A 9330-nucleotide genomic window follows, 5' to 3' on the forward strand; every position below is an offset into this window, starting at 1 on the left:
GCGGGGCGGGCTCTTGGCTCTATTGTGCTTTCGCATTGCGGCCTTCGTCGATGAGTTTCCAGAAATGCTTGGAGTCGGCAAGGGCATCGTCTTCGGAAGAAATCTTCGAGCGGTAGAGAAAATCAGAGAGGGTGCCCTTGTGCAGCACGCGATGGACGATGACTTTGTCCTCGGCGACCTCGAAGTAGAAGCGCCAGTCGTCGGAGCGAAAGCGGTAGAGGGTCTTGCCATCGCGAGTGAGTTTGCCGAATTTTTCCCCATCGAGATGCTCCAAGTCGTCGTGGGTCACTTGGAACTCGTCAAAGATTTGGAGTTGGGCCAGGGTATCGAGCTGGGAAATCTCGGCGGCGGAAATTTCGTTGAAAACGATTTGGAGCATGGCGCAGGGTGCCACGGGAAAGGGTTGGCGGTCAATCGCGGGAAATCGTATAAACGCGGTATGGCGACTCCACATATCGAAGCGGCTGGTGATGCATTTGCCGAGACCGTGCTCCTTCCCGGCGATCCCCTGCGGGCAAAGTTCATTGCCGAGACCTTTCTCAGCGAGGTGACCCAAGTGAACGGGGTGCGTAACATGCTGGGCTTCACTGGGAGTTATCATGGTCGGCCGGTCTCGGTCATGGGCTCGGGAATGGGCATTCCATCCTTATCCATCTATGCCAAAGAGCTGATCACCGAGTATGGGGTGCGCCAGCTCATCCGGGTGGGCAGCTGTGGGGCGGTGAGCCGGGAGGTGGCCGTGCGCGATATCTTGGTGGGCATGGGGGCCAGCACCGATAGCGGAGTCAACCGGGCTCGTTTCGGAGGCTACGATTTTTCGGCGGTGGCGGACTGGGGGCTCACCCGGGCGGCGGTGGAGTCGGCCGAGCGGCAGGGAATCGCGGTGAAGGTGGGGAGTTTGTTTTCCGCAGACCTCTTCTACACCCCCCAGCCGGAGATGTTTGACCGGATGGAGAAGCTCGGAATCCTCGGGGTGGAGATGGAAGCGGCGGGACTTTACGGAGTGTGTGCCGAGTTCGGGGCCCGGGGACTGGCGGTCTGCACGGTCAGCGACCACATCCGCACGGGGGAGAGCCTGCCGAGCAGTGAGCGCGAAAAGGGGTTCTCCGAGATGATGAAAGTGGTGCTGGGCTCTCTCGGTGAATGAGCGCGGAGGAGGAAGTTTTTTTCTCCTCCCGGCTTCTCTGTATTGCATTCGTAAATTCATTGCCTAAAGTGCAGTGAGTTTTGGAAAACTGGTTCCAGCGTGGGCGGGGGAGGAAGAAGTCATCGACCCGACAGGGCTTTGCTCTGCTGGTCTCGGTGGTCATTTTGCTTTTTCTCTCCCTTCTCGCCACGGGGCTCCTCGCCCTTTCCTCACTGACTTTGCGGGGAGCGCACGCCGAGCAAGATCGCCAGCAGGCCCGGGCCAATGCCCGCTTGGCCCTGACGATGGCTCTGGGCCAACTGCAGGTCCACCTCGGCCCCGACCAACGGGTCTGCGCGCCGAGTGAACTGTTCGCCGGGGCTCATGCTGTGTCCCAGCCCCATTGGGTGGGGGTCTGGAGCACCCGTCAGGGGAATGGCGCCTCCTTTTGGCAACGGGATGATCGCAATGGCGGATTGCGCGATTTGCGGGCGGAGCTGGACTGGGATGCGCGCGAGGAGGCGCTCAGCTACCTCGTGAGTGGCAATGAGGGCTCGCGCCCGCTTTTCGAGCCCTTCGCTGCGGCTGGGTCCCCCTCGTCCTGGGTCCCGGTGGTGAGTCGGGGCACTCTGGGGGCCGGTCCACTGGCGCCAGGGGACGAGGTGGTGGTCCCCAAGGTTCCGGTCCGGTCGGCGTCGAGTCGGGCAGGAGCCTATGCCTATTGGGTGGGCGACCTCGGGGTGCGCGCTCCTGTGGCGGTGCCCAACCGCTGGCAGGGAGAGGAGAGTCTCTTTGATTCGTTACTGAGCCAGGAAGTCGATTCCTCGCTGATGTCGGGAGGAGGGGAAGAGCCCCTGACCCTGCGGGAAAGGCAGCGGCTGGCGAGTGACGGACAGCTTTCCTTGTTGGGAAAATGGGGGGATTCCGCGTGGAACTGGTTCGACGCCACCACCTGGTCTCAGGGGGTCTTGGCCGATACCCGGGAGGGTGGGTTGCGCAAGAACCTGACGGCTTTTCTGCAGGATCCCCATCCTGCCGCGTGGGGAAAGGATGGGGAAATCGGCCTCGATGACAATCTGGTGGGCCCTCGCAATGGCGAGCATGCGCAGGCCCTCGGCCAGCCGCTGGCCGAAGGCCGCCACGGGACCAGCGCTCCCACTTTTGGTCTCTTGCGCGATTGGGCCCGCCGCTCGCTCCCGCGGGATGGGGGCGAGGCCGAAGTTCGTAACGGAGAGACGGTTCTTTTGCCTAAAAGTGAACTCGGCATGCGATCGGCCTTTGCCAACGAGGAGGCCGTTATCTTGCGGAAACGCCAGCAGTCCGACCTCAAGCCCGTGGTGGTCGAGGCCTCCATGTATTCCACCTTTTCCTATCACCTCAATCCGCCCGGCTTCCGCAAAATCTATAACATCCGGTCCCATCAATGGCCCCGGGTGGTGCTCTGGAATCCCTACAGCGCGGCGCTCTCCGTGCCTCCTTCGGTGATGATGATGCAGCTGAACTCGCGCAACGACTTTCGCACCCTGGTCCGCACGGACAACTTTGTGGGGGATGTGCAGTGGATCAGCTGGGGTGGGGGGACCCGCACTCCTCCTCCCCAGGTGGGGGAAAGCATCCGGGAGAGCGCCAACTACAATGATCCCTACACCGGGATGTATTACTTTTCGTTGCCGGCGGAAACGATAGGTGCGGGCGAGTGTCTCGTCTTTTCCCCCGCACAGGCCATGGAATATGAGGGGCACGACATTCTCGCCAATCGCCTCTCGGCGCGGGTGGCTCCCGATCCTTCACGCAATTTCTATGTCTCCTCTTCCGAGTTCGACGACGATGATACCGGATCCGGCTTCAACTTCGAACTGCTCAACTACTTCTACCATCCCGCGAGTGGTCTCGATAACCAGGCTGACGATTCCCGCTTTTTGTGGAAAGATGCCAGTGGTCACTCCTCCCTGAGTATCTTTGACTTCGACCGCCTTCCCCTGCTGGCTTCGGTCTCTTGTTCCCTGCAGTATGGGGCCGGGAAGGAGCCTCGTCTCGCCCTTAATGAGCGCCAGCGTATCGAGGTGGAATTCACGGATTTGCGCGATCCCGTCATCGCCAACAAGCCCGATGTGCGTAGCCGGGAAGGCTTCCGCCTCCGTTGGCTGGAGGAGCATCCCTCCAATGTTTTTGTGGGAAACAACCCTGCGGGGCCCGACGCCTTCGAGACCGCGCCCCTCGCCAATTGGAACCTGCGGGCCAGCTATTCCCTCCGCAGTCCCTGGGAAAACCTGGCCGGGGATCAGGGTGACGGGCTCGCCAGTGGTCCCTGGTTCTTCGGTCTTTACACCCGCGACCTTTATGACCAATTGGTGGGCTGGGACGAGCAAATGCCCTTTTACGAAGAGGGATACTATCGGGGCAATCCCTTTGGCCTGCCGCAGGAAGGGCGCCTGCGCACGATTCTCTTCGAACTTCCCCGGGATGACCTCGGGGTGCTTTCCCTAGCGCAGTTTCAACATGCCAAGCTCAGCGAATTCGTCTGGCACCCGACCTACGCGGTGGGGAATTCCCTGGTCGATCCCCGCCTGGGGCTGACCGGGATGAAGGGAACGGCCCCGGTGCTGGGCGAGGAGGGAGAGGGAGGTTGGAACGCCCTCGCCATAGGGTGGTCCAGTGACGCCGAACGCTCTGAGGACCGCGACGAGTGGGCCCGCTTTGCCCGCTTTCTGGTGCAGGATTTGCCCGCTGAGGAAAACCTCGTCTACGACCTGAGCTACGAGGTCAACCACAGTCTTTTCGATGAGTTCTTTCTCGCCACCGGCAACGAACGCCAGCGCCGGGAGTTCCTCGCGGAAGGCCGCCCCCTGCCCAATGGTCGCCTGCGTTTGCGGCCCGGGGGCACGGCTGCGGAAGTGGGTAGCGTGACCCGCGCGGCCGGGGCTTTGATGCTGGAGGGAGCCTTCAATGTCAACTCCACCCGCCGGGAGGCGTGGAAGGCCCTCCTGGCCTCTCTGCGGCAAAGCGCGCTCTCCGCAGGCGAGGGCAGTCCCTTTCCCCGGCGGCTTCCCGGTGACAGCGGGGACTATCTGGCTGGAATCTCCCATCCGGAAAACGAGGAAGCGTGGTCTGGCCTTCGCACTTTGTCCGACGGGGAAATCGAGGCTTTGGCGGACGCTCTCGTGGAGCAGGTCAAGCGCCGCGGGCCCTTCCTTTCTTTGGCCGACTTCGTCAATCGCCGTCTCGTCGGACCGGAGGAGGGCGAGCTGGGCCTGATGGGGCCCTTGCAGGCCGCGATTGAGGAGGCCGGGCTCAACGAGGACTTTGTGGCCCGTTGGGAGTTGCGCAAAGACGGTGAACTCCCCGATTACCTCCATCCCGACAATATCGCGGACAGCACGCGGCTGAGCCAGAGCTTGAAGCCCGACAGCAAGGCCTGGGGGGCCCCCGGCTATCTCACCCAGGCCGATCTCCTGCAAGTCATCGCTCCCACTCTCAGTGCTCGCTCGGACAGCTTCGTCGTCCGGGCCTACGGCGAGGCGCGCGATGGGGAGGGACGGGTGACCGCACAGGCCTGGTGCGAAGCCATTGTGCAACGCACTCCTGAGCCCCTGGCACCCGATTCCACGGGCCTCAATCCCGATCCCGGCCACCCGGCGGGTCGGTTTGGCCGGGCCTTCGAGGTGCGCGCTTTCCGTTGGCTCTCTGCCGATGAGGTCTAGCGCGGGCCTCCCAACCGATTTTCCAAAACCATGAAGTTTCTCCTGAGCCTCCTCCTTTTGCTGGTCAGCATCCCTCTCCTCCCCGCCCAAGAGGAGGAAGGGACCACCCGCCGCCTTCGCTTTTTGCCCGTGGGCGATGCCCCTCCCTTTCGGCAGGAAATTCGCAACGGGGTGCGCTACGAGCTTCCCCCGCCTGCGGGCAGCGTCCCCCCCGAGCGGGTCCAGCTGTCCTGGCAGGAAGAGGAGGGCCCCCGCCAGGAAATCCCCCTGCCGGAAAGCCAGTCCACCGGGCCGGGCTTGCCCCTGCGCTTGAACCACCTCTCCCCGTCGGTGGAGATCCCCGCCGCTGCGGGCCGCCTTCATCTGGAGGCCGGGGGGGATTGGCATCAGCTCGCCCTTCCTGCGGGAGACGACCTGCTCGTGGTCCTTTTCCGCGATCCGGAGGAAGGCACTTGGCGAAAGGCCCGCGCCGTGCGGGTGCCCGAGGCCCCCAACGCCTTCCGGGCCGGAGATTTGCGCTTCATCAACGTCGCCCCCGCGCCTCTTCGCATCGTCATCGGTGAACAAGAGCAATTCGAGCTGGCTGCGGGGCGCACGGAGGTCAAGTCCCTCGGCTACTCGCAGGGGACCCCCACCCGCGTGGGCTATCAGGATCCCCGCCGGGGTTGGCAGCGACTCTGGTCCAGTGCCCTGGTGCAGAACCAGGGCGAGCGCTCCACCATCGTGGTCTACTTTGCCGATGGGGAACGACCCCGCAAGCCCCTCAAGCTGGTCACTCTCCGCGAACGGGCTCAGCCTCTGCCCCGCCAGCGGGGGGAGTAGGGGGTGCGCTCTTTGCTGAAAAAATGCTCGCTCCGGGGATTGTCAAAGCGCTCGGAATGGGGCTTCACTGCAGGGGTGAAGCCTTTACTTTCCGTCCTGGCGCTTTCTGGGGGACTGCTTCTTCCCGCGACCGGCCACGTCGTCGAACAGCTCTATGCCGAGTGGCGGGCGGAAGGGGAGGAATGGCAGCTCGAGATCCAGTTCGATGCCGGGTATGCCGACCCCGAGACCCGCAACGAGCCCTTTGCCCCCGCTCCCCTGCGACGCTGGTTGCTGGCCCAGTCGGAAGAAACCTGGGCCCGGCAGCGGGAGGAGGCGGCCCGCTACTTGGCGGAAATGCTCATCGTCCGCTGCGATGAGCGGGAGCTTTCTCCCCAGCTGAGCTTTCCCGATTGGGAGACCCGGCCGCCGGACTTCCCGCAGCTCATCAATGGTGCGGCCTACTTCCGCGTCCTCTGGCAGAGCCGCGAGCCCGGCCGCCTGGAAGTCGGCGTGCGCGAGGGCGACTTTCCCAAACTCATCGTCGAACGCGGCAGCGAGTTCCTTCTCCTGGCACCCGGCGAGTCGACGGTGCTGCGCTCAGCTACCCCCCAAACGGAGGAGACCGGGAGCCGTCCCTCCCTTCTGCGCTGGCTTCCCGGGCTGGGAGGGGGCCTGCTTCTTTTGCTTCTTCTCTTTCGATTTTTCCCTTCCCCGAAGAATGAGATTGCTCGTTGACAGCATGTTAGCCGCCGTGGTCCGCAGGGTGGCAGGTGGGCTGACCGGAAAAGGTGAACAGGGTCGACGGAAAGCCTGCTCTTTCCTCTTGTGAGCAAGGAGGCGCTGTGATTGCTTTCTAGTCGAATGAGAAAAAGTTTTGCCTTTTTTGCTGGAGTCCTCGCCTTGACCTCTTCCCTGCTGCAAGGAGCTGTCGAAGCCCCCAACATCGTCGTCATTCTCGCTGATGACATGGGGGTGGGGGATGTTTCCCACAATGGCGGCCTGGCACCCACTCCCCACCTCGATCGCCTGGCCGCGGAAGGAATGCGCTTCACCGATGCCCACACCTCCTCGGCGGTGTGCACCCCCACCCGTTACGCGCTCATGACCGGGCGATATAATTGGCGCTCCAGCCTCAAGAAAGGGGTCCTCTGGGGCACCTCGCAGCCTCTCATCGGACAAGAGACCATTCTGCCCCGCTTCCTCGGTGAGCAAGGCTATCACTCCTCGGTGGTCGGCAAGTGGCATCTGGGGCTGCAATGGCAAAAGCTTCCGCAAAAAGCGCAGGCTGCCGAAGGCGAGACCAAGGGCCTGGGCTGGGACATCGACTATCGCAAAAAGGTGAAGGGTGGTCCCACCGAATTGGGCTTCGATGAGAATTTCCTCTTTCCAGCCTCTCTGGACATGCCCCCCTATGTCTATCTGCGCAATGACCTCGCTACCGCTGTTCCCAGTGTTTCCCGGACCTTTTGGCAGAACCGTGTCGGGGCCGCGGTAAAGGGAATGGAGCCCGAACAATGCCTGGCGGATTTTGCCCGTGAGTCGCGAAAGTATATCTCTTCCCGGGCGGAGAGCGGCAAACCTTTCTTTCTTTATCTGGCTCTCACTTCCCCCCACACCCCGATCGTGCCCTCGGAGAAATTCCGCGGAAAGTCCACCCTGGGGGTTTATGGGGACTTCCTGATGGAGACCGACTGGGTCGTCGGCGAGGTCCTCGCCGAACTCGATCAGCAGGGCCTTGCTGAGGACACCCTCGTTATCTTTACCACTGACAATGGTTGCTCGAACCAAGCCAAAATACCGGACCTGCAGAAGAAAGGGCATTCACCCAATGGCCCTTTGCGCGGGCACAAGGCAGATATCTACGAAGGGGGGCATCGCGTGCCCTTCCTTGTGCGCTGGCCTGGGGAAGTGAGCGCGGGTTCGGAGAGCGCCCGCACCATTTGCCAGACGGATATCTTTGCCACCTGCGCCGATATCTTGCAAAAAAAGGAGGCCCTGCAGGCGGAGAACGCACCCGATTCCTTCAGCTTCCTCCCCGCTCTCCGGTCTGAGAAGCAGCATCCTCGGCCCCAAATTGTCCATCATTCCATCAATGGCTCCTTCGCCATCCGCAAGGGCGATTGGAAGTTGTGCCTCTGCCCCGGATCGGGAGGCTGGTCCTCGCCTCGCCCCGAAAAAGCGTGGCCCAACAAAGAACTGCCCCGGGTCCAGCTTTACAATCTCGCCGAGGACTTGGCGGAGACCACCAACCTCCAGGAACAGCACCCCGAAAAGGTCGCCGAGCTGGTGGGCGAACTGGTCACCCTCATCGCCAATGGCCGCAGCACGGAGGGGGACAAATTGAGCAACGATGGCGCCATTCCTTTTCATGACGACCTCCTCGCGCTCTTCCCGGAGTTGAAGAATTAGTTATCTCTTTCGGCAGGAAAGGCAAATTCCTCGCTCTCCCCGGGAGCGAGGGAAAGAAAGCGGTGGGGTAATTTTCAAAAAATATTTGCAATGTTCGATGTTTTTTTCGTGACGCGTTTCTAAATCCTGCTTTAGGTGCGGTTGCGATGAAATTACACCTCGTTCTTTTTAGCCTGCTTTTCATTGGGAAAGCGATTGAGGCTGAAGAAGCCGTGATTGTCGGACCTTTGCAGGATGGATCTCTTCCTTTGCCAGCCCCAAAGCTCGATTTACCCCCTGTTGAAATCAAGGAGACAAAAACCCATCAATTACCTGATCGGACGGTGACCATTCACCGAATTAAGGATCCAAGCCTTTTTCTTGAACCGGAGAAAAAGTTGGAAAATAGCGAACATTCAGAAGTAACGGCTGATGATTCTTTTCAATCGGCTGCGGTGCAAGAGCGGTTGGCTTCACAAAGCAAAACTTCCCATCTTTTTGTTTCCGCAACCGTAGTGGACGGGCATGCGACTTTTCTCCAATGGTGGCATGATGGAGAAGTTTACTCCGCTTGGTCACATGCCGACTGGATGGTTTTGACAAGTTTAACCGCTTTTAAGAAAGGGGATCAGCAGTTTTCTAGTCTTCTTATGGCTGGGGAAATGTCATCAGCTCATCTCGCTCAGGACTCGCCGCTTCGTATCCCGGCTAATCTTCCTACCGAGGTCGGCTCTTATCGAGTGGAGCAAGGTAACCTCGCTAACAAGGAAGCTTTCGTTGGGATTGAGGCCCTTCATGAAATTTATCGGAACGATTACGCAAGGCTCAAGGCGGCCTATGACTTACGCGAGCAACGTCGACAGGCCCGTGAGGACGAACTCGCGGTTCGTCCTTCGAAACCAGAAAATATAACCCTTCATTATTGGAAGGTGCAGCCGAAGAAGAAGGGAGGGGGAAAATGAAGACCGCCCCTTTACTTGCGGTCTTGATCGCCTCAATGCAGCTTTCTCTGGGGCAGGAACCTTTCCAAGCGGAAATGACGCCCGTTGAAGAGGGGGTTTTCTTAGAATGGCCCACGACGCTCAATAAAAACTATCAGGTTCTGATGAGCCCGGATTTACAGACTTTTCTTGATACTGGAATCGTCGAGCCAGGAACCGGATCCGAGATCAGTTATGGTTTTATGACGACCGACAATGCGAAGATGTTCTTCCGCGTTCACACTACACGACAAAAATTGAGGGGTGAAAAGGCGATTTGAGCCAAGCGAGAAACTCGTTGCGGTCCTTGGCCTTGAGGTGGGGATTGTTA

General features: G+C 60.6%; 8 protein-coding genes. 7 read left to right on the top strand and 1 reads right to left on the bottom strand.

All coding sequences use genetic code 11. The features are described 5' to 3' along the window. Positions 1 to 19: 19 nt before the first annotated feature. On the bottom strand, positions 20 to 379 hold the full coding sequence (locus JIN78_RS11355) for a type II toxin-antitoxin system RelE family toxin (RefSeq protein WP_200392091.1): 360 nt from the start codon (positions 377 to 379) through the stop codon (positions 20 to 22). Between the two features lie 60 nt (positions 380 to 439). Here JIN78_RS11355 and deoD point away from each other — a divergent pair, with 60 nt between their 5' ends. The 7 genes from deoD (at position 440) to JIN78_RS11390 (ending at position 9280) form a co-directional block, all read left to right on the top strand. Further along, positions 440 to 1147 (top strand): purine-nucleoside phosphorylase, encoded by a 708-nt coding sequence (deoD, locus tag JIN78_RS11360; RefSeq protein ID WP_200392092.1) that lies wholly within the window; start codon positions 440 to 442, stop codon positions 1145 to 1147. A gap of 80 nt (positions 1148 to 1227) precedes the next feature. Beyond that, positions 1228 to 4827, top strand: a complete 3600-nt coding sequence (locus JIN78_RS11365) for a hypothetical protein (RefSeq protein WP_200392093.1) — start codon at positions 1228 to 1230, stop codon at positions 4825 to 4827. Between the two features lie 30 nt (positions 4828 to 4857). After that, positions 4858 to 5649 (top strand): hypothetical protein, encoded by a 792-nt coding sequence (locus JIN78_RS11370; RefSeq protein ID WP_200392094.1) that lies wholly within the window; start codon positions 4858 to 4860, stop codon positions 5647 to 5649. A gap of 75 nt (positions 5650 to 5724) precedes the next feature. Continuing rightward, on the top strand, positions 5725 to 6366 hold the full coding sequence (locus JIN78_RS11375; RefSeq protein ID WP_200392095.1) for a hypothetical protein: 642 nt from the start codon (positions 5725 to 5727) through the stop codon (positions 6364 to 6366). A gap of 126 nt (positions 6367 to 6492) precedes the next feature. After that, positions 6493 to 8040: a sulfatase family protein gene (locus JIN78_RS11380; RefSeq protein WP_200392096.1), complete on the top strand. Its 1548-nt coding sequence runs from the start codon at positions 6493 to 6495 to the stop codon at positions 8038 to 8040. 146 nt (positions 8041 to 8186) lie between these two features. Further along, positions 8187 to 8981, top strand: coding sequence for a hypothetical protein (locus JIN78_RS11385; RefSeq protein ID WP_200392097.1), 795 nt, complete (start codon positions 8187 to 8189; stop codon positions 8979 to 8981). Next, the gene (locus JIN78_RS11390; protein WP_200392098.1) at positions 8978 to 9280 is read left to right on the top strand and encodes a hypothetical protein; all 303 of its coding nucleotides are present in this window, start codon (positions 8978 to 8980) and stop codon (positions 9278 to 9280) included. The genes JIN78_RS11385 and JIN78_RS11390 overlap by 4 nt, the downstream gene beginning before the upstream one ends. The last annotated feature ends 50 nt before the right edge of the window (positions 9281 to 9330 follow it).

The sequence above is a fragment of the Roseibacillus ishigakijimensis genome, assembly GCF_016595415.1.
In the GTDB taxonomy this organism is placed as follows: Bacteria; Verrucomicrobiota; Verrucomicrobiia; order Verrucomicrobiales; family Akkermansiaceae; genus Roseibacillus; species Roseibacillus ishigakijimensis.

Bases quoted from the DNA above. Each gene is read 5' to 3' on its own strand.
- JIN78_RS11355 (WP_200392091.1), bottom strand. From the start codon at position 379: ATGCTCCAAATCGTTTTCAACGAAATTTCCGCCGCCGAGATTTCCCAG.
- deoD (WP_200392092.1), top strand. From the start codon at position 440: ATGGCGACTCCACATATCGAAGCGGCTGGTGATGCATTTGCCGAGACC.
- JIN78_RS11370 (WP_200392094.1), top strand. From the start codon at position 4,858: ATGAAGTTTCTCCTGAGCCTCCTCCTTTTGCTGGTCAGCATCCCTCTC.
- JIN78_RS11380 (WP_200392096.1), top strand. From the start codon at position 6,493: ATGAGAAAAAGTTTTGCCTTTTTTGCTGGAGTCCTCGCCTTGACCTCT.
- JIN78_RS11385 (WP_200392097.1), top strand. From the start codon at position 8,187: ATGAAATTACACCTCGTTCTTTTTAGCCTGCTTTTCATTGGGAAAGCG.
- JIN78_RS11390 (WP_200392098.1), top strand. From the start codon at position 8,978: ATGAAGACCGCCCCTTTACTTGCGGTCTTGATCGCCTCAATGCAGCTT.